Here is an 18,824-nt window from a genome sequence, read left to right as displayed (position 1 = left end):
TCCGAGGATTACGACGGAGATCACCCGTTCGGGTCGTCTTCGTCCCCCAGCCGGTCCCGCAGGTAGTCGCGCAGGACGACGGCCTGGTTGTGCTCGGTGTCCTTGGCCGAGTAGAGCAGGGTCAGCGGGCCCTGGCGGGCCGCCTCCAGCAGCGGGCGTACGGCGTCGGGCGCGGCGTCGAGCTCACGGCGGTAGCGTTCGGCGAACTCCGCGAAGCGTTCGGGACGATGCCCGAACCACCGGCGCAGCTCGGTGGAGGGGGCCACCTCGCGCAGCCAGCCGTCGAGGGACAGGTCCTCCTTGCGCTTACCGCGCGGCCACATCCGATCGACCAGGAATACCGCGCCCCGCTCCGGCGGCGCGTCGTACACACGGCGAATCTCGATCATGTCTGGGACGTACCCGCACGTCGGCCCGGTTCGGTCGGCGGAACGGAGATCAGCGTGTTCAGGTAGCCCTCGGACGCGTCCTCGCCGACCATGCGGCCCTCCGCCTCGACCCAGGCGTGCGCGCCGAACGGGGGTCTGGTCCGGGCGCCCACGCACCAGGTCGGCCACACTCCCCACATCCGGCACAGCAGGGCGGTGGCCAGCGACCGCGGCAGGCAGCCGCGCGAGCCCAGGCAGGCCAGGCTCACCGCTAATACCGCGTCCCGCGCGGCCTTCGCCTGCTCGTAACCGGCGGGGGCGGCACCCCTGCTGATCCTGGTGAGGACGGCGTGCAGGCGGCCGGACGGCAGCAGGGCCAGCCCGAACGCCAGCCCCACCGCGACCCGCGCCGCCATCCGGTGCCGGGTCGGCACGCCCGGCGGCCGGTTCAGCGCATCCGATACGGTCACGGCTGCTCCCGGGAGCCCCCGGTGCGGACGGCTGTAAAGTCCGCAGTCGCGTACGGCTTCATCGTGTGCCTTTCTGTCGAACCGGCGCCTTTTCTGCCCCACCGCCCGCCGATTCCCGCTCCGCACCCGGTTTCACCAGGTCTCACAGCGGGGAACGGGACGAGTTTCACACCTGTTCCGAGCCGCTGTCCAGCCCGTCCGAAAGGCACGGACACTCACGGGAGAATTTCGCGATCTCCCCGAAAACCCCACCGGCAAAGCCGACACGACATCCCATTCCACTGTTTTCGGCGGCCGATGGGGCGACAAATATGTGGCAGCCGTGGCAACGAGCCCTCCATCCGCCGCGGGCTCCCCCGCCACGGGCCGGGGCGCGGGGGGCGGCACCGTAAGCCGCAGCCGGGTGGCGACTCTGCGCCGGACAGCACATTCCCGGCCTTGTCCGTGACGTGTAATGCAAGGCAAAGTTGTCGATGTTCGATGGTGCCGAGGGGAGCCCGGCGGTCATGGCAAGCGGTTCGTTCGGTGGGCGGGACGGGTGGAACCCCTCGGGGCAGTGCACCTTCTTCGTCTGCGACATCGTCAGCTTCACCGCCCACTCCCGTTCTGACCTGGCCCGCGAGCACATGCGGCTGGCCCTGTACGCGATGCTGGAGGACTGCTTCGAGCGGGCGGACCTGCCGCCGGGCCGGTGCTACCACGAGGACCGCGGCGACGGCGTGATGGTGGTGCTGCCACCGGAGCTGGACTCCTCGCGGCTGGTGCATCCGCTGATCGACCTGCTGCGCGGCAGGTTGCTGGACTACAACGACCTGGCCTCCGACGTCGCCAGGATCCGGTTGCGGACGGCCCTGCACCTGGGGCGGGCCAAGTCCGACGGCAAGGGCATCGTGGGCGCCGACGCCAACCACGTGTTCCGGCTGCTGGACGCGCCGGGCTTCAAGGCGGCGCTGAAGCGCTCCGGCTCGGTGCTGGGGGTGCTGGCCTCGCAGGCCCTGTACGACGAGGTGATCCGCGACGCCCGCGGCCTGATCGACCCGGACGAGTTCCGGCCCCTCCCCGTGGCGAACAAGGAGACCCGGGCCACGGCCTGGCTGCGCATCCCCGGGGAGGGCCACGGCGGCGACGGGTCGCAACTGGTGCCGGCCGATCCACCGGCGGCGCAGGAGCCGCGCGCCGAGGTGCGGATCACGGTGCCGGGCGTCGGCCATGGCCCGTCCGCCGACCTCACCATGAAGGAACTGCTGGACGTGGTCGACCGGCTGCTGGACATCCCGTTGATGGTGACGGCGGAGGGCCGTGACGGGGTGGTGGAGTCGCTGCGGCGGGAGATCAGGATCCGGGTGGCCCGGCGGCCCCAGCCCCATATGGACGGAATGTCGATCGTGCGGACCTGCGCGCAGTATCCCGGCGGGCTGCTGGAGCTCGCCGCGCTGGTACGGGCGTACGCGGGCGACACCCCGCAGGTGGCGGCGCTGCGGGAGACGATCGCCCGGATCTGCGGGGAGCACTGAGGCCACGCCGTTCCCCGGCCGGGCCGAGACCGTTTTATCCCGCCGAGTAGGCCTTGGGGGATGTTGACCGAAGAGTTCTTCTTTCCTGCGGCTTGACGATTATCGGCGGGGTTGCGGGTACATAACGGCCACGGTGCCCCGGTCCGGCGCCGATCCCGTTTCCCAGGACTGCGGGAATACGCCCGCAACGGCCGGCGGCGCGTCCTGCGTTCCACGCCCGGAAGGGAAGCCCGAGCATGTCGCTTCGCGATTTCCCCTGCCGTGACACCACCGTCGACCTGGGCAGCCGCACCGCACGCGTCCATGTGCGCGGGCGCGGGGTGCTCGCCGTGCCGTCGCTGCTGGCGACCAGTGCGCAGACCGGAGGATTCCTGGCCGCGGGGGAGAAGGCGCTGGCGATACGCGCCCAGACGCCCGGCGACGTGCTGTTCTCCTGGCCGTTCGAGGGCGGCGTGCCGGCCGACCCGCAGGCGGTGCAGTGGTTGCTGCGGCATCTGCTGCGTATCGCCCATCGCCGCCGCTACCTGGCCAATCCGCGGCTGGCGCTGGCCGTGCCGAGCCAGATCACCGACGTGCAGTTGCGCGCGCTGAGCGCGGCCGCCACGAGCGTCGGCGCGCGGTGGCTGGCGATGGTGCCCGTCCCGCTCGCCGCGGCGATCGGCGCGGGGCTGCCGCTGGACGAGCCGCGCGCCGTGATGGTCGTCGACCTGGGGGCCGTGGTGACCGACATCGCCGTGATGTCGCTGGGCTCGATCGCCGCCGCCCGTACCGTGCGGGTGGGCGGGCAGGACCTGGACGAGGCGATCGCCAGGCACGTACGGGAGGAGAAGGGGGTCCTGCTGGGCGCCGACGTCGCGGCGACGCTGAAGGCGCGGTTCGGCGCCGGCCCGCAGCGGGGGTTCGCCTCCGCGCCCTTCCTGGTGCACGGCCGCGACTCCGACAACGGGCTGCCCCGACCGGTCATGTTGTCCCCCGCCGACGTCACCGCCGCCGTCTCCGGCCCGCTGGACACCCTCATGGAGGCGATCCGGACGACGCTGGCCGCCTGCCCGCCGGACATGGTCTGCGACCTGGCCCGCGACGGGGTCACTCTGACCGGCGGCGGCGCCCGGCTCGCCGGCCTGACCGCTCTGGTGCAGGCCCGAACCGGGCTGCCCGCCCGGGTGGCGGGCGACGATCCCGCGAACGTGGTCGTGCTGGGAGCGGCGGAACTGCTGGAGCACGCCCGCGACTTCCGCCGCCGGCGGGTGCCGCACCGCGACCGCCGCCAGGGCTTCATGGCCGCACCCCGCCGCCTGTGAGCCCTTGGCCTGTGGAAGAGCCGCGTCAGGGCATCGCTCTCCGGCCTTCGAGGGCCTTGGAGATCAGGTCGCGCAGCCTGGCCAGCGTCCGTGGCGGGTCGATGGCCTCGGGGGGTGACAGCACGGTGGAGATGGCCGTCGAGACGTGCTGGTAGGACGGGGTCCGCGGGCGCGGCGCGGCGGTGTCCAGCGCCCGCAGGATCTCCTGCCGCATCGGGTAGGCCCTGGCCATCTCGGGCTTGTCGTAGACGGCGCGGATCGTCGGCGGCAGCCCGTCCCGGACGGCGGCGATCTGCTGGCTCTCGGCGTCCCGCAGGCACAGCGCCGCCCGGAACGCCTGCCCGGGATGCCGGGAGTGCGCGCTGATCCCGAAGTTGGCGCCGCCCAGCGGGGCCCTGCCGGGGCCGGTGATGCCCGGGTAGGGGGCCCATCTGAGGTGCCGCAGCATGTGGGGCCTGTTGGCGGCCATGGACGGATAGACGAACGGCCAGTTGACCTGGTAGGCGACGCCGCCGCCCTCCATCGCCAGCCGGGCGTCGTCGTCGCGCATGCTCGGCAGGGACGGGTCGGCGGCCGGCGAACGGTCGTAGTCGCGCATGACCCGCAGGGCCCGCAGTCCCGGCTCGCCGAGCGAGACGGCGTCGCCGGCCGAGGTGAGCACGCTCCCGCCCGCCGAGGCGACCAGGCTGTTGAACCACACCACAATGCCCTCGTACGGCGCCCCGGTCACCTCGCCGAAGTGCGGTTTGCCCGCGGCGGCCAGCCGTCTGGACTCCCGGATCAGCCCCCTCCAGGTGGCCGGCGGCCTGGGGATCAGGTCCGAGCGGTACCACAGCAACTGGACGTTGGTGTGGTAGGGCGCCCCGTACAGCCTGCCCCGCCAGGTCGCGGTCTCCAGCGGCCGGGCCAGCGTGCCCTGCCGGGCCCGCCGCGCGTGCACGCCGGTCCAGGGGCGGATCCATCCGGCCTCGGCCAGCTCGGCGGTCCACGTGACGTCCATGCCGATCACGTCCGGCCCGGGGTCGCCGGCCGCCAGCCGCCGGACGATCTGCGCCCGCCGGCCGGCGGCGTCCCGGGGCAGGATGCCGACGACGATCCGGTACCGGCCGTGGGCCAGCCGGTTGCAGCGTTCGACGAGCGCGCCGATGCTCCGCTGGGGGGCGTTGTAGAGGTGGATGACGGGCCGCCCGCCGTCCCCGGGGCCGCAGCCCGCCGCCAGGCCGCCCAGCAGCAGGACCGCCGTGGCCGCCCCCGTCCTGGACGCGAGCCCGTGGCCGGGCCTTCGGCCGTGCCGGGAAACCGGCGTCGATCGCGACGCCGCGCCGGCCCCGGAGCCGCGCCGCCCGCGCCGCCCATCGGGCCCGATTCGTACCGTCCCGCAGGAAGCCCCCCGCATGCTGCCCCGCCCCCGACCATGAACGATCAAATGATTGCGGGTCATACCCCGTCAGCATCCGCTCACCCTAAGTAATTACAGCAGCTCGCCCCCGTCTACTCGACTATTCCTGTTGACTCACTAGGAAACCTCTGCGATCGTGAGGGCATGCGTTCCGGGGTCCCTCGACGGCCGCGCCGCCGCCCTTGGCTGCGCCGCCACGTCGATCTGCGCCGGCAGGCGAGCGCGCTGTGTCCGTCCGCCACCTCCGGCGAGCACGACGACCGACACACCGCACACGGATGAGTGACCCATGACCCTGAGCACCTCCCCGGCGCCCGCCGGGACCCGGCCGGCCGAGATCGCCCGGTCGCTGGCCGCCGCCCCGCAGGACTGGATCGAGCGGGTGCGGCTGCGCACCGAGGAACGCTGGTACGAGCGCCTGCACCGCGACGACGACGTGGAGATCTGGCTGATCAGCTGGATGCCGGGGCAGTCCACCGGGCTGCACGACCACGGCGACTCGCGCGGCGCGTTCGCCGTCGCCCTCGGCAGCCTGGACGAGTACGACCTGACCGCTCGGCGCACGCTGGCGACGGGCCAGTCTCGCGAGTTCGGCACCGGGTACATCCACGAGGTGATCAACGCATCCGACGCCCCGGCGGTCAGCGTGCACGTCTACTCGCCGCCGCTGACCGTGATGAACCGCTACGACCTCACCGGCTCCGGCGAGCTCGTCCAGCTCGCCGCCGAGCGGTCCGACCAGTGGTGACCGGCCGCCCGCCCGGCGCCCGCTCCATCGACGACATCCTGGCCGACGCCCGGCGGCGGCTCGTCCGGCTGGAGCCCGCCGAGGCGTACAAGGAGTTCAGCGTGGGCGACGGGCTGCTGGTGGACATCCGCCCGCAGGCGCACCGTGCCGCCGAGGGCGAGGTGCCCGGCTCGCTGATCATCGAACGCAACGTCCTGGAGTGGCGTTTCGACCCCGCCGGACAGGCCCGGCTGCCCGAGGCCACCGGCTACGACGTGCGCGTCATCGTGCTGTGCTCGGAGGGCTACACCTCCAGTCTGGCCGCCGCCGCACTGCACGACCTGGGCCTGCTGCGCGCGACCGACGTCGTGGGCGGCTACCGCGCCTGGCGCTCCGCCGGGCTGCCGACGACCGGCGCTCCCTGGCCCGCCGCTCCCGACCCCACCTACCACTGACCCTTCCGGAGACCTCCCGTGAACAACTGCCTGCGCACCCCCCGTTCCGTTCATATGCACCGCCCGGTGAGGCTGCGATGAGCGGCGTCGTCACCCTGGTCGGCAACCCCCGCGCGGGGTCCCGTACCCGCCACGCCGCCGTCGAGGCCGCCCGCGTCGTCGCCCGCCGGATCGGGCGGACCGGGCCGGACGAGGTCATCGACCTGTCCGGGCTCGCCGCCCAGATCTACGCTCCCGAGCCCTCCGGCGACCTCGACCACGCACTGAAGCTGGCCGCCGGCGCGGACGTGCTGGTGGTGGCGAGCCCGACCTACAAGGGCACCTACACGGGCCTGCTCAAGTCGTTCCTGGACCTGCTGCCCTCGGGGGCGCTGGCCTCGACGGTCGCGCTGCCCGTACTGGTGCTGGGCCACCCCCGGCACTCCCTGGCGGTCGAGGTCCACCTGCGGCCGCTGCTGGTGGAACTCGGCGCCCGCGTGCCCACCCCCGGCCTGGCCCTGCTGGAGTCGGAGCTTCCCGACCTGGACGAGGTGCTCGCCGAGTGGGCCGACCGGATCGTGCCCCAGATCGTCCTGGAGGCGGCGTCATGACCGAGACCCTCACCCACCGGCCGGTGAACGCCAAGCGCTTCCGCCGGACGCTGGCCCGGCACGCCGCCGGAGTCGTGGTGGTCACCGCCCGCAGCGCCGACGGCCGGCCGGTCGGCCTCACCGCGACCTCGTTCTCGTCGGTCAGCCTCGATCCGCCGCTGGTGTCGTTCTACGTCGACAGGTCCTCCACCACCTGGCCCGACCTGGCGCAGGCCGACCTGTTCGCGGTCAACCTGCTGGCCGGCCACCAGGCCGAGGTGGCGGACCGCTTCGCCCGCAAGGACATCGACCGCTTCGCGGTCCCCACGGCCTGGTATCCCGGCCCCGGCGGCGTCCCCCTCCTGGAGGAGGTCACCGCCCAACTGCTGGCCGTTCCGCACGGCACCGTCGAGATCGGGGACCACCACCTGGTGGTGGGCCTGGTCATCGGCACCCGGGACGGCCACGGCGGCACCCCCCTGGTCTACCACCACGGCCGCTTCGGACGTTTCATCCCGCACCCCTGATCCACCGCGGCGGGGGTGGCCGCCGCGGTGCTCACAAAGCTTCGGCCCGGTCACGACGGCGTGACCGGGCCGAAGCCGCGTTGGCCATCACCGGCCGCTGCGGGAGTGACCACCGGGCCGCCCGGCCGGAGGCGGCGGCGTCCACCCGTCCGGGAGGCTGAGGAGCATGACGAGGATGAGGTGGACGTCCACACGGATGAGGACATTCGGCCGACCCGCGCGGTCCACGTAGGGGGAAACACCCAGGGTCGCCGCCACGCCCCGACGCACCATCCAGGCCCGCATCAGCTCCCGAACCTCGGCGGCCAGCCTGATCGCCTCCCGCTCCCGATCGGTGAGGTAGACCGCGCCGAACGAGGGGTGTCGCGTACCTGACGAGGGTTGATGCGTACCGAACGAGGGGTGGTACGTACCGGGTGGTGGTCCGCCGCGTCCCGGCTCATCCGATCGCGCGGCCACCCCCCGTCACCACCGACCCGCCACCAGGCCGTACCCGACCTTGGGGAACCCGGGATCACCGTCTCGTACCCTCCGGGCCAGGCGACGCCCACCACGGAGACCGGGACGGGCGTACGGCTGAGGACCGCCACCGAGCTCGCACCACACCGCCAGCCGACCGCCCCGCTCGCGGACCACCCCCCACCGCCCGGCCAGCTCGTTCACCAGCCGCAGCCCCCGCCCACCCAGATCGGACGGCCCACCGGCCCGCAGATGCGGCGTCGTGCTCCCCCGCCCCTCATCCACCAGCACGATCCGCAGCGCCCCGCTCCAGGTACACGCCAGCTCCACCGTGAACACCCGCGACCCGCTGTGCCGCACCGCGTTGCCCGCCAGCTCACTGACCAGCAGCTCCGCGTCCCCCGCGTCGAACTCCGGATGCGCGCCCAGCACCCGCCGCACCGCCCGCCGCGCCCCGCGCACCTGCTCCTCGACCGCCGGGAACGTGGCGCACAACAGCACCCGCACCGCCCACGCCCCGTTCGGCACGACCTCGATCAGCGTCCCCGCCACCTCCGCGTCATGAGCGCCCGGCCGTACTGGCGGCTCCCCAGGACCCTCCCGGCCCTCTCGCGGGACATCAGCCATCGACCTTCCTCCATCCCCGTACGACGACCGCACCCCTGGTCATGCTCACCGCGATCGCCTGTGCGTACGTCCGCCTGCCTGCACCTGACCGGCATACCGAGGTGGTGAAAACCCGCCTTCCGCCCGCACGGGGCGCACCACCCTGACATGCTGCACACCGTCAACGGTGCATTGCACTGCGTAGGATTGGCAAGTCCCTCTTGTCAATTCCCCAAAAAAGAGGTGGCTTTATGCCGGTACGTCCAAGTCCGACCGTGCGCGGCCGTCGGCTCCGGTACGAGCTGCGCCGCCTGCGCGAAGAGCGCGGCCTGACGATCGAACAGGTCGTCGCTCAGGCGGACGGCGACTTCAGCAGCTCGGCGATCAGCCGATGGGAGAAGGGCGACCGGCGCGTCCGCCCGACCGAGCTACGGGTGCTGCTCGATATCTACGACGTGGACGCCGATCAGCGCGAGGTGCTGCTGACCCTCGCCCGGGAGGCCCGACAGAGGGGTTGGTGGCACTCCTACGGCAGCGCCATCCCCAGCTGGTTCCAGTTCTTCGTCGGCCTGGAGGCCGAGGCGTCCTCCATCCGGGCGTACGAGGCGGAGCTGATGCCCGGACTGCTCCAGACCCCGGACTACTACCGCGAGTTCTTGCGTACCGCGCCCGCAGCCGATAGCGAGGAGGAGATCGAACGCAAGATCGCAGTGCGAACGGCGCGTCAGGAAAGGCTGACCGGAGACAACCCGCTCACGTTCTGGGCGGTGGTGAACGAAGCAGTGATCCGCCGCGTCGTCGGCGGCCCTGAGGTGATGCGCGACCAGCTACGTCATGTCGCGGAGCTGGCCCGACTGCCACATGTGAGCGTCCAAGTTCTGCCGTTCAGGGCGGGAGCGCACCCTGCCATGGAGGGATCATTCACGATCCTGAGTTTTCCGGAGGCCAGTGACCCCGACATCATCTATTTGGAGAACCAGACGGGCGGCCTCTACCTGGAGGAGACACCGGAAATCGAGCGCTATACGCTGATGTTCAACCACCTGATCGCCAAGGCGCTCGACCCTGACGAGTCGCGAGCGATGATCGCCCGGGTGGCCGAGGACCTGTCGTAGCACGAGTGATACGAGGAGGTGCGGGCCATGACCCAGGAGGCCCTGTCCCGTGCAGTCTGGCGCAAGAGCAGCCACAGCGGTAACGGCGGCAACTGCGTCGAGATCGCCGACCTCAGCACCGGAATCGCCATCCGCGACTCCAAAAACCCCGATGGCCCCAGGATCGTTCTCCCCCTCACCCAGTGGACGGCACTCGTCCACACCATCAAGGACAGCTGCCCGTGAGCGATTCCGACCTCACGAACGTGGCCTGGCGCAAGAGCACCCATAGCAACAACGGCGGCGACTGCGTCGAGGTCGGCGGGTGTGAGCACACGGTGGCCGTACGGGACAGCAAGAACCCCGACGGACCCAAACTGCTGCTGACCCGCTCCCAGTGGGCCGCGCTCGTCCACGCCGTCAAAGACTCGGCCTGAGGGCCAGGTGTTCGACCACGCGGCCAGGCTCCCCACCGGCCCGGCCGCCGCACGCATATCGACCCGGTGACCGTGACCTGATCGAGCGCCGCTCCGTGACTTGGAGCGGCGCTCAGTCGTATGGGGAGCGGGATCGGTGCTTCGGCACGTTCGGATGTGAGGCGCTGTACCCGGAGAGGCGCGGCGGTACGGGCCTGGGCCGCCCACCGTGTCCACTCACCCCGGCAGACCTCGCAGATCTCGCCGATCTTGACGTTATTGCGCTCTGAACCGCGTTCAGGCGACGATAACGTCAAGATCGGCGGAGGTACGGCGGAGGTACGGCGGAGGTATGCAGCCACCGCGCTGGATCCGGTGACACGGATCGGCCGTCCTGCCGAGGCAGGCCCGGCCGTCGCCAAGCACCGCAAGTCCCGCAAGTCCCGCAAGTCCACCGAGCGCAGGAGCAGGACCACCCCGCCCGGCGACGGTGACCGTCCCCAGCGGACCGTGACAAAGCGATGGGTTTCGGGGCGTCGTGCGGTCTGTATCCGTGGACCATTCGGTGACGGTTTTCGGGAGGGTGAGGGATGATCATCGTGTCCGGCAGGATCCATGTCGATCCGCAGGCGCGGGACGAGTATCTGGCGGGGTGTCGCCCGGTCATCGAGCAGGCGCGGAGTACGCCCGGGTGTCTGGACTTCGTGCTGTCGGCCGACCCGATCGAGCCAGGGCGGATCAACGTGTACGAGCAGTGGGAGTCGGACGCGGCGCTGGAGGGCTTTCGGGGCTCCGGGCCGGAGCCCGCGCAGCAAGCCGAGATCCGTGACGCCCATGTACGCAGACACCGAGTCTCCGCCGTCGAGGCGGCGTAACGCAGAGCGCCGCCCCCGGCAGGCGGGGGCGGCGCTCGTGCTGGGGACGGTCAGGCCGTGCCCCAGAGGCCGGGGGCGAAGGAGCCTCGGCGCTGGAGTTCGGGTAGGACGCCCTCGCCGAACCAGTACGCCTCCTCCAGGTGCGGGTAGCCGGACATGATGAACTCGGTGATGCCCAGGTCGGCGTACTCCTCGATGCGGTCGGCGACCTCGGTGTGGCTGCCCACCAGGGCGGTGCCGGCGCCGCCGCGGACCAGGCCGACGCCCGCCCACAGGTTGGGGTAGACCTCCAGGTCGCGGGTGGAGCCGCCGCCCTCGCGGAAGCCCTCGTGCAGGGAGAGCATCCGCTGCTGGCCCACCGAGTCGCTGCGCGCCAGGGTCTGCTGGGCGGTCGCGACGGCGGCGGGGTCGATGTCCTTCAGCAGGCGGTCGGCCTCCCGCCACGCCTCCTCGGAGGTGTCGCGGCTGATGGTGTGCAGGCGGATGCCGAAGCGCAGGATGCGGCCCTCCTCGGCGGCCAGCTTGCGGATCCAGGCGATCTTCTCGGCGACCTGCACGGGAGGCTCGCCCCAGGTGAGGTAGACGTCCACGTGCCGGGCGGCGACCGGGCCGGCGGCCTCCGACGAGCCGCCGAAGTACAGCTCGGGGACGGGATCGACGTCGCCGGCGACCGTGGCCCCCGCCACCTGATAGTGATCGCCGGTGAAGTCGAACGGCTCCTCACCCCAGGCGCCCCGGACGACCGACAGGAACTCGTCGGTACGGGCATAGCGCTCGGCGTGGCTCAGGTGGTCGCCGAAGCGGGCCTGCTCGGCCTGCTCGCCGCCGGTGACCACGTTCAGCAGCAGGCGCCCGCCGGAGATCCGCTGGAAGGTGGCGGCCATCTGGGCGGCCAGGGTGGGCGAGACCAGTCCGGGCCGGAAGGCCACCAGGAAGCGCAGCCGGCTGGTCTCGCGGATCAGCGCGGCGGTGGTCAGCCAGGCGTCCTCGCACCAGGTGCCGGTCGGGGTGAGGACGGCGTCGAAGCCGAGTTGCTCGGCCGACCGGGCGATCTGGGCCAGGTAGTCGATGTCGGGCGCGCGGTGCCGGTCGGCCCGGCCCGGTCGGCCGGCCGGCGCGGTGATCCCCCGGGGGACGTTGTGCCCGCCGCCGACCAGGGAACGGCCGTCCCCGAAGGTGGGCAGGAACCAGTGGAACTTCAGCGTCATGGGTACGGGTCCTTCATCGGGTCGAGACGATGTCGTTGAAGCGCCGGTCGAAGAAGTCCGCGATCTCCACCTTGCCGGGCACCAGCCGGACCTCCGAGAACGCGTCGGCCACCCGCTGCTCCTCGGCGACCACCGTGTCGTCGAGGCGGATGATCGTGGCGAGTCGGCGCCGGTGGGCGCGTTCGGCGACCTCGACGGGCAGCCCGGTGTCGGCGGCCCACTGCTTCGCCCACTCTTGCGGATGCTCGTTGGCCCACAGCAGCGCCTTGTGGAAGCGGGCCAGGAAGTCCTTCAGGGCGGCGACCTTGTTGCGGTCCTTCAGCGCCGACCGGGAGGTGATCTGGAAGTTGTAGCCGTTCACGTAACCCTTGCCGTCGGCGAGGATGCGCACCCCGGTCTGGGCCTCGGCCTGGGAGGTGTACGGCTCCCAGATCGCCCAGGCGTCCACCCGGCCGCCGGACACGGCCGCCAGCGCGTCGGCGGGCTGCAGGTACTGCGGCTGGATGTCGGTGAAGGCCAGCCCGTTCTTCTTCAGCACCGACAGCAGGTGGTAGTGCGCGGAGCTGCCCTTGGCCACGGCGACCTTCTTGCCGCGCAGGTCGGCGGGCGTCTTGAGGGCCGAGCCGCGGGGCACCACGATGGCCTGGCCGTCCAGGGCGACCTCGGTGCCCCCAATGATGACGATCTTGGAACGGGCGGCGGCGGCGAACACCGGCGGCGTGTTGCCGACCGAGCCGAAGTCCACCGCCCCGGCGTTGATGGCCTCCAGGATCGGCGGCCCGGAGGTGAACAGCGACCAGCTCACCTTGTAGGGGGTGCCGTCGAGCTGCCCGGCCGCCTTCAGCAGGGACTGGATGCTGACGCCCTTCTGGTCGCCGACCCGCAGCGTCACCTTGGTCAGGTCCACCGGGCCGGTCGCGGCGTCGGCGTCCTCGCCGGAGTCGCCGCAGCCCGAGGCCGTCGCCACGATCAGGGTCAGGGCAGCCAGCAGGGCGGCGATGCGCCGATTCATGAAGTCCCCTCAACGGTCACGCCGAGCCGGTCCAGCAGGACGGTGCGCAGCTCGATCAGCTCGGGATGGTCGCGGTGCCGGGGCCGGTCCAGACCGACCGTGCTCTGGTGGGCGATCCGCCCGTCCTCCAGCACCAGCACCCGGTCGGCCAGCAGCAGCGCCTCGTCGACGTCGTGGGTGACCAGCAGGACACCGGGGCGGTGCCGCGCCCACAGGTCCAGCACCAGCCGGTGGACGGTGATGCGGGTGAGCGCGTCCAGGGCGCTGAACGGCTCGTCCAGCAGCAGCAGGCCGGGCTTGCGGACCAGCGCGCGGGCGAGCGAGACGCGCTGGGCCTCGCCGCCGGACAGGGTCAGCGGCCAGGCGTCGCGGTGCCCGAGCAGCCCCACCTCGGTGAGCGCCGCGGCGGCCGCCACGATCGGGTCCGGGTCGTCCAGGCCGAGCGCAACGTTGGCCGCCACCCGTTTCCAGGGCACCAGGCGGGGCTCTTGGAACGCGACCGACACCGTTCCGCGTACGTCCAACTCGCCGCCGGAAACCGGCTCCAGCCCGGCAAGCGCGCGCAGCAAAGTGGACTTGCCCGAGCCGCTGCGGCCCAGCAGCGCGACGAACTCCCCGCGCCGGATCTCCAGGTCCAGCCCGTCCAGGACGGCGCGGTCGCCGAACCGCTTGACCAGTCCGGAAACCCGGACGACCGGCTCGGGCAAGGATGTGACGGAGGCGGACGCGCCGGCCTCCGATCCGGATACGGGGGTCACCGGTGTGCCTGATCCGGATGCCGGGGCCACCGGTGCGTTCGCGCCGGATGTGGGGGTCGCCGATGCCTCCGATCCGGATACAGGGGTCGCCGATGCCTCCGATCCGGATGCAGAGGTCACCGGTACATCCGCGCCGGTGTCCGCGGCTACGCCCGGAACTCGTGTCGCCATGCCAGCGCCCTCCTCTCCAGCAGCCGGACGAAGGCGTCGGTGAGCAGGCCGAGCAGCGCGTAGGTCAGCAGCCCCACCACGACGACGTCGGTGCGCAGGAACTCCCGGGCGTCGTTGATCATGAAGCCCAGGCCCCGGTCGGCGTTGATCTGCTCGGCGACGATCAGCGCCAGCCAGGCCACGCCTAGGCTCTGCCGCAGCCCCACCAGCGTCTGCGGCAACGCGCCGGGCAGCACGATGTGCCGGATCAGCGCGGTCCGCCCCAGCCGCAGCACCCGGCCGAGCTCGGCCAGCTTGGCGTCCACTCCTCGGATGCCGGCGTAGGTGTTCAGGTAGAGGGGGAACGCCACACCAAAGGCGACCAGGGCCACCTTGGGCGTCTCCCCGATGCCGAACCACAGGATGAACAGCGGGATCAGGCCGAACAGCGGGAGCGCGCGCAGCATCTGCATCGGCGGGTCGACGGCGTGCTCGCCGAGCCGGCTGAGTCCGGCCACCAGCGCCAGCCCCACCCCGGCCGCCGCGCCAAGCAGGAAGCCCAGCACGGCCCGCCGCAGCGAAACGCCGATCGCGCCGGTCAGCGTGCCGTCCTGGACCAGGTCCAGGGCGGTGGCGGCGATGGTCGAGGGGGCGGCCAGCAGCCGTTCGGGCAGCAGGCCGGTGGTGCCGGCCAACTGCCAGAGCACCAGCAGCGCCAGCGGACTGGCGAGGCGGACGAGCGCGCCCCGGGGCAGCCGGATCGGAACGTTCCGAACGCGGCCGGCCGGGCGGGCCAGGTCGAGGGACGGTGCGGACATGATCGGACGAACCCTTCCGATGAGCCGGTCGACGGACGTCGGGTGGAGTGCCTCAACGCGGACACAGGGCGCTCGCCTGCCGCCGCAGGTCGACGTGCAGGCGCACGACGAGGCGGCGAGCCGGGGGGAGGGCCTGGAGGGGATGCACACCGGCAGCTTGCCCTAGTTTTCCTACCAAATCAATAGGCATACAACGGAATGCCGCCGTTCACCCGGCGGGGCAGGCCGGTGCGATGGTCAGTGGAACAGCTTGTCCGGGGTGATCGGCAGGTCGCGGACACGGACACCGGTGGCGTGGTGGACGGCGTTGGCGACGGCGGCGGCCGCCCCGACGATGCCGATCTCGCCGATGCCCCGGATCCCCATCGGGTTGGAGCGGGGGTCCTCCTCGTCCAGCCAGATCGCGTCAACGTCCTGGACGTCGGCGTGCGTGGCGATGTGGTACGTGGCCAGGTCGTGGTTGACGACATGGCCGAAGCGCGGATCCAGCACCGCCTCCTCGTGCAGCGCCATCGACAGCCCCATGGTCATGGCGCCGACGAACTGCGAACGGGCGGTGCGCGGGTTGACCACCCGACCGACCGTGAACACGCCGAGCATCCTCGGCACCCTGATCTCCCCCGTGTCGGCGTGCACCCGGACGTGGGCGAACTGGGCGCCGAAGGAGTACATCGAGAAGTCCTCGGCGGCCGGGCTCTCCGGCGCGGTCCCGGTGGCCTCGTCCCCCGCGGACGGGTGACGGCCGAACTTCTCGCGGAAAGCGCGGGCCGCCCCGACGACCGCCGACCCCCACGCCGACAGGCCGCCGGAGCCGCCGGCGACGGCGGCCTCGGGCAGGTCGGTGTCACCGATCCGCAGCCGGACCTCCTCGACCGGGACCTCCAGGGCGTCGGCGGCGATCTGGGTGAGGGCCGTCCACGTGCCGGTGCCGATGTCGACGGCGCCGATGCCCACCTCGTACCGGCCGTCCGGCCCGTACCGGACCCAGGCGCGGTTGCCGGTCTGCATGATGCGCGGATACACCGAGGCGGCCACCCCGGTGCCCTCCAGCCAGCCGTCGCGCAGCCGGGCCGCCGGGGTGGGGTCGCGCGACTCCCAGCCGAACCGGCGGGCGCCCTCGCGCAGGCACTCCGACATGCGCCGCCCGGAGAACGGCCTGCCGCTTTCGGGATCGACGTCGGGCTCGTTGCGGATCCGCAGCTCGACCGGGTCCAGGCCGCAGGCCACAGCCAGCTCGTCCATCGCGACCTCCAGGGCGAACGCCCCGGGCGCCTCGCCGGGGGCCCGCATCCAGAAGGGCACCGGAACGTCCAGCGCGGCCAGCCGGTGCCGGGTCCGGCGGTTCGGGGCGGCGTACATCATCCGGGACACCACGGCGGTCTGCTCGGCGTACTCCACGATCCGGGAGGTGTGCTCCACCACCTCGTGGACCAGCGCGGTCAGCCTGCCGTCGGTCTCGGCGCCCAGGCCGATCCGCTGGATGGTCGGGGTGCGGTGGCCCACCACCGAGAACATCTGCTGCCGGGTCACCGCGAGCTTGACCGGACGGCCGCCGGTCACCTGCGCCGCCAGCCCGGCCAGGACGTTGTGCGCGTGCGGGGCGCCCTTGCTGCCGAACCCGCCGCCGACGTGCGGGGCGACCACCCGCACGTGACCGGGGTCGAGCCCGAACAGCGGGGCCAGCCGCTGCCGCACCACATGGACGCCCTGGGTGGAGTCGTACATGGTCAGCCCACCCGCATCCCACACCGCGACGGTGGCGTGCGGCTCCATCGGGTTGTTGTACTCCATCGGGGTGCGGTAGGTGTGATCAACGACCACCGGCGCGTCCGCCAGCGCCGCCGCCACATCCCCGACGTCGGTGTCGGTGTCGTGACCGGCGTTCACCTTGTCCGGCGCGTAGAGATCGTCGCGGTCGGCGCTCAGCTCGACGTCGTGCGGCCACCGCTCGTACTCGACGCGGACCAGGTCGGCGGCGTGCCGGGCGATCTCGGAGGTCTCCGCCACGACCACGCCGATGAACTGGCCCCGGAAGTGGACCTCGTCCGACTGCAGCACCCACAACTCCCTGTCGTCGCCGTCACCGTCGCCGGTGAGGCGGGGCGCGTTGAGGTGGGTGAGCACGGTGACGACGCCGGGGAGGGATTCGGCGTCGGCGGTGTCGATGGCGTTGATGCGGCCACGGGCGATCACGGCCTGCACCGGATGCAGGTAGAGCGGGTCGGTGACCTGCTGCTCGTAGGCGTAGGGCGCCTGGCCGACGACCTTGTCGCGGCCGTCCAGCCGTTCCAGCGGCCGGCCCATGGCGCGGGCCCGGATGGTCTCGGTCATCGTGTCGCGCCCTCCTCGCGCAGCAGGCCGCGCAGCACCGCGACGAACGTGTTCCGGGCCATGGGGATCTTGAAGGCGTTGTGCGCCAGCGGGCGGGCGTCGGCGAGCTCCGCGTCGGCCGCCGCCCGTAGGTCCTCCACGGTGGAGGTGCCGCCCGCGTTCTCCCCCGTGGAGGCCGCGCCGCCGGCCGCGATGGGCGCGGCGGTGGTGGCCTCCGCCAGCGTGTCGCCGGGGGCGGCGCTGACCCGCACGCCGCGCAGGGCCTCCTCCGCCCGGTACGCGCGCCACGGCTTGTGTGCCAGCCCACCGAACGCCACCCGCGCATCGGTGATCGCCCCATCTCGCACCTGCACCGCCGCCGCCACGGAGACCAGCGCGAACGCGTACGAGGCGCGCTCACGGACCTTGCGGTAGGCCGAGTGCGCCGCCATCGGCAGGCCGGGCAGGTCCACGGCGGTGATCAGGTCGCCGTGCTTGAGGACGGTGTCGCGGTCCGGCCGATCCCCCGGCAGCCGGTACAGCTCGGTGATGGGGATGGTCCGCTCACCACCCGAGCCGAGGACCCGCACCTCGGCGTCCAGCACGGTCAGCGCCACGGCCATGTCGGACGGGTGCACCGCCACGCAGTGCTCGGACGCCCCGAGGACGGCGTGCTCGCGGTTGTAGCCCTCCAGCGCCGAGCAGCCGGTGCCCGGCTCGCGCTTGTTGCACGGGGTGGTGACGTCCTGGAAGTACGGGCAGCGGGTGCGTTGCAGCAGGTTGCCGGCGGTGGTCGCCAGGTTCCGCAGTTGGGGTGAGGCGCCCGACAGCAGCGCCTGGGCCAGCACCGGATAGTGCTGCCGGACGAGCGGATGGGCGGCCAGGTCGCTGTTGCGTACCGCCGCGCCGATCCGCAGCCCTCCGCCGGGACGGGGCTCGATCTTGTCGTAGGGCAGGTGCGAGACGTCCACCAGCAGGTCGGGCCGGGCGACGCCGAGCTTGAGGTGATCCACCAAGTTGGTGCCCGCCCCCAGGAACATCGCCCCGGGGCGCCCGGCGACCGCCGTCACCGCCCGGCGCGGGTCCTCGGCGCGTCGGTACTCCAGCGGTCTCACCGCGCCCCCTGCCGGATCGCGGCCACGATGTTGGGGTAGGCGCCACAGCGGCACAGATTGCCGCTCATGCGCTCGCGGATCTCCTCGTCGTCCAACTCCGGCGGGCCGGCCAGATCCTCGGTCACCTGGCTGGGCCAGCCGGCCTTGACCTCCTCCAGCATCCCCACCGCCGAGCAGACCTGCCCCGGCGTGCAGTAGCCGCACTGCAGGCCGTCCTGCTCCAGGAAGGCCCGCTGCACCGGGTGCAGGTCCTCGCCGTCGGCGAGTCCCTCCGCGGTGACGATCTCCGCCCCGTCATGGGCGACGGCCAGCGCCAGGCAGGTGACGGCCCGCCGCCCGTCGAGCAGCACCGTGCACGAGCCGCACTGGCCGTGGTCGCAGCCCTTCTTCGGCGAGGTCACCCCCAGCCGTTCCCGCAGGGCGTCCAGCAGCGTGGTGCGCGTGTCGACGTCCAGCGTCCGCCACTGACCGTCCACCCGCAGCCTGATCGAGGCGTCCATGCCCCGCCGCGTACCCGCCTCCCGAACGGCCACTCCTGGAGACATCGACCGATCGAAGGCTCCTGGAGACCTGGACTGGCCGGAGAGCCCTAAAGGCCCCGGACTGACCGGAGACTCTCGAAGACCTCAAGCCTGCCGGAGAGCCCTGAAGGCCTCGGGTCGGCCGGAGGCTT

21 protein-coding genes are annotated in these 18,824 nt (G+C 72.3%); 10 read left to right on the top strand and 11 right to left on the bottom strand.

Annotated features, from left to right (window positions below; all coding sequences use genetic code 11):
• Nucleotides 1-20: 20 nt before the first annotated feature.
• Nucleotides 21-389: a DUF488 domain-containing protein gene (locus C4U03_RS35395; RefSeq protein ID WP_103944176.1), complete on the bottom strand. Its 369-nt coding sequence runs from the start codon at nucleotides 387-389 to the stop codon at nucleotides 21-23.
• Nucleotides 386-838 (bottom strand): lasso peptide biosynthesis B2 protein, encoded by a 453-nt coding sequence (locus C4U03_RS35390; protein WP_103944175.1) that lies wholly within the window; start codon nucleotides 836-838, stop codon nucleotides 386-388. Before C4U03_RS35390 ends, C4U03_RS35395 begins: the two co-directional genes overlap by 4 nt.
• A gap of 506 nt (nucleotides 839-1,344) precedes the next feature.
• Between C4U03_RS35390 and C4U03_RS35385 the strand changes: the two genes are divergently transcribed.
• Both C4U03_RS35385 and C4U03_RS35380 read left to right on the top strand, forming a co-directional pair.
• A complete protein-coding gene (locus C4U03_RS35385) occupies nucleotides 1,345-2,352 on the top strand; it encodes an effector-associated domain 2-containing protein (RefSeq protein WP_103944174.1) in 1,008 nt (335 codons plus the stop codon).
• Between the two features lie 236 nt (nucleotides 2,353-2,588).
• Nucleotides 2,589-3,653 carry a rod shape-determining protein gene (locus tag C4U03_RS35380; RefSeq protein ID WP_103944173.1) on the top strand — a complete coding sequence of 355 codons (1,065 nt, stop codon included), beginning with the start codon at nucleotides 2,589-2,591 and terminating at the stop codon, nucleotides 3,651-3,653.
• A gap of 25 nt (nucleotides 3,654-3,678) precedes the next feature.
• Here C4U03_RS35380 and C4U03_RS35375 read toward each other — a convergent pair whose 3' ends face one another.
• Entirely contained in the window at nucleotides 3,679-5,049 is a 1,371-nt protein-coding gene (locus tag C4U03_RS35375) for an ABC transporter substrate-binding protein (RefSeq protein WP_103944172.1), read from the bottom strand.
• Nucleotides 5,050-5,341: 292 nt separating this feature from the next.
• On the opposite strand from C4U03_RS35375, the gene C4U03_RS35370 reads away from it, so the two are divergent.
• From C4U03_RS35370 to C4U03_RS35355, 4 genes are all read left to right on the top strand, one after another.
• Nucleotides 5,342-5,800: a cysteine dioxygenase gene (locus C4U03_RS35370; protein ID WP_103944171.1), complete on the top strand. Its 459-nt coding sequence runs from the start codon at nucleotides 5,342-5,344 to the stop codon at nucleotides 5,798-5,800.
• Entirely contained in the window at nucleotides 5,797-6,234 is a 438-nt protein-coding gene (locus C4U03_RS35365) for a rhodanese-like domain-containing protein (RefSeq protein ID WP_235018334.1), read from the top strand. Before C4U03_RS35370 ends, C4U03_RS35365 begins: the two co-directional genes overlap by 4 nt.
• Before the next feature lie 77 nt (nucleotides 6,235-6,311).
• Complete coding sequence (locus tag C4U03_RS35360; protein ID WP_103944169.1) at nucleotides 6,312-6,824, top strand: NADPH-dependent FMN reductase; 513 nt, start codon at nucleotides 6,312-6,314, stop codon at nucleotides 6,822-6,824.
• A complete protein-coding gene (locus C4U03_RS35355) occupies nucleotides 6,821-7,330 on the top strand; it encodes a flavin reductase family protein (RefSeq protein WP_103944168.1) in 510 nt (169 codons plus the stop codon). Before C4U03_RS35360 ends, C4U03_RS35355 begins: the two co-directional genes overlap by 4 nt.
• A 465-nt stretch (nucleotides 7,331-7,795) precedes the next feature.
• Here C4U03_RS35355 and C4U03_RS35345 read toward each other — a convergent pair whose 3' ends face one another.
• Nucleotides 7,796-8,416 carry an ATP-binding protein gene (locus C4U03_RS35345; RefSeq protein WP_103944166.1) on the bottom strand — a complete coding sequence of 207 codons (621 nt, stop codon included), beginning with the start codon at nucleotides 8,414-8,416 and terminating at the stop codon, nucleotides 7,796-7,798.
• Nucleotides 8,417-8,646: 230 nt separating this feature from the next.
• Here C4U03_RS35345 and C4U03_RS35340 point away from each other — a divergent pair, with 230 nt between their 5' ends.
• The 4 genes from C4U03_RS35340 to C4U03_RS35325 all read left to right on the top strand — a co-directional run bounded on the left by C4U03_RS35340 (nucleotide 8,647) and on the right by C4U03_RS35325 (nucleotide 10,780).
• Complete coding sequence (locus C4U03_RS35340; RefSeq protein ID WP_103944165.1) at nucleotides 8,647-9,510, top strand: helix-turn-helix domain-containing protein; 864 nt, start codon at nucleotides 8,647-8,649, stop codon at nucleotides 9,508-9,510.
• A gap of 27 nt (nucleotides 9,511-9,537) precedes the next feature.
• The gene (locus tag C4U03_RS35335; RefSeq protein ID WP_103944164.1) at nucleotides 9,538-9,735 is read left to right on the top strand and encodes a DUF397 domain-containing protein; all 198 of its coding nucleotides are present in this window, start codon (nucleotides 9,538-9,540) and stop codon (nucleotides 9,733-9,735) included.
• Nucleotides 9,732-9,926: a DUF397 domain-containing protein gene (locus C4U03_RS35330; protein WP_103944163.1), complete on the top strand. Its 195-nt coding sequence runs from the start codon at nucleotides 9,732-9,734 to the stop codon at nucleotides 9,924-9,926. The genes C4U03_RS35335 and C4U03_RS35330 overlap by 4 nt, the downstream gene beginning before the upstream one ends.
• 569 nt (nucleotides 9,927-10,495) lie before the next feature.
• A complete protein-coding gene (locus tag C4U03_RS35325; protein ID WP_103944162.1) occupies nucleotides 10,496-10,780 on the top strand; it encodes a putative quinol monooxygenase in 285 nt (94 codons plus the stop codon).
• A 50-nt stretch (nucleotides 10,781-10,830) separates the two neighbouring features.
• Here C4U03_RS35325 and C4U03_RS35320 read toward each other — a convergent pair whose 3' ends face one another.
• The 7 genes from C4U03_RS35320 to C4U03_RS35290 form a co-directional block, all read right to left on the bottom strand.
• Nucleotides 10,831-11,988, bottom strand: a complete 1,158-nt coding sequence (locus C4U03_RS35320) for an LLM class flavin-dependent oxidoreductase (RefSeq protein ID WP_103944161.1) — start codon at nucleotides 11,986-11,988, stop codon at nucleotides 10,831-10,833.
• Between the two features lie 13 nt (nucleotides 11,989-12,001).
• Nucleotides 12,002-13,000, bottom strand: a complete 999-nt coding sequence (locus tag C4U03_RS35315) for an ABC transporter substrate-binding protein (RefSeq protein WP_103944160.1) — start codon at nucleotides 12,998-13,000, stop codon at nucleotides 12,002-12,004.
• Entirely contained in the window at nucleotides 12,997-13,707 is a 711-nt protein-coding gene (locus C4U03_RS35310; RefSeq protein ID WP_103944198.1) for an ABC transporter ATP-binding protein, read from the bottom strand. Before C4U03_RS35310 ends, C4U03_RS35315 begins: the two co-directional genes overlap by 4 nt.
• 197 nt (nucleotides 13,708-13,904) lie before the next feature.
• Nucleotides 13,905-14,726 (bottom strand): ABC transporter permease, encoded by an 822-nt coding sequence (locus tag C4U03_RS35305; protein ID WP_103944159.1) that lies wholly within the window; start codon nucleotides 14,724-14,726, stop codon nucleotides 13,905-13,907.
• A 237-nt stretch (nucleotides 14,727-14,963) separates the two neighbouring features.
• On the bottom strand, nucleotides 14,964-17,057 hold the full coding sequence (locus tag C4U03_RS35300) for a xanthine dehydrogenase family protein molybdopterin-binding subunit (protein WP_103944158.1): 2,094 nt from the start codon (nucleotides 17,055-17,057) through the stop codon (nucleotides 14,964-14,966).
• A complete protein-coding gene (locus C4U03_RS35295; protein WP_103944157.1) occupies nucleotides 17,054-18,151 on the bottom strand; it encodes an FAD binding domain-containing protein in 1,098 nt (365 codons plus the stop codon). The genes C4U03_RS35300 and C4U03_RS35295 overlap by 4 nt, the downstream gene beginning before the upstream one ends.
• Entirely contained in the window at nucleotides 18,148-18,651 is a 504-nt protein-coding gene (locus tag C4U03_RS35290) for a 2Fe-2S iron-sulfur cluster-binding protein (RefSeq protein ID WP_103944156.1), read from the bottom strand. Before C4U03_RS35290 ends, C4U03_RS35295 begins: the two co-directional genes overlap by 4 nt.
• Nucleotides 18,652-18,824 lie beyond the last annotated feature (173 nt).

Origin of the sequence: Thermomonospora echinospora, assembly GCF_900108175.1 — a bacterium.
GTDB classification, from domain to species: Bacteria; Actinomycetota; Actinomycetes; order Streptosporangiales; family Streptosporangiaceae; genus Thermomonospora; species Thermomonospora echinospora.
Note: the sequence above shows the minus strand (reverse complement) of the source record. Positions and strands in the feature narration are given on the sequence as shown.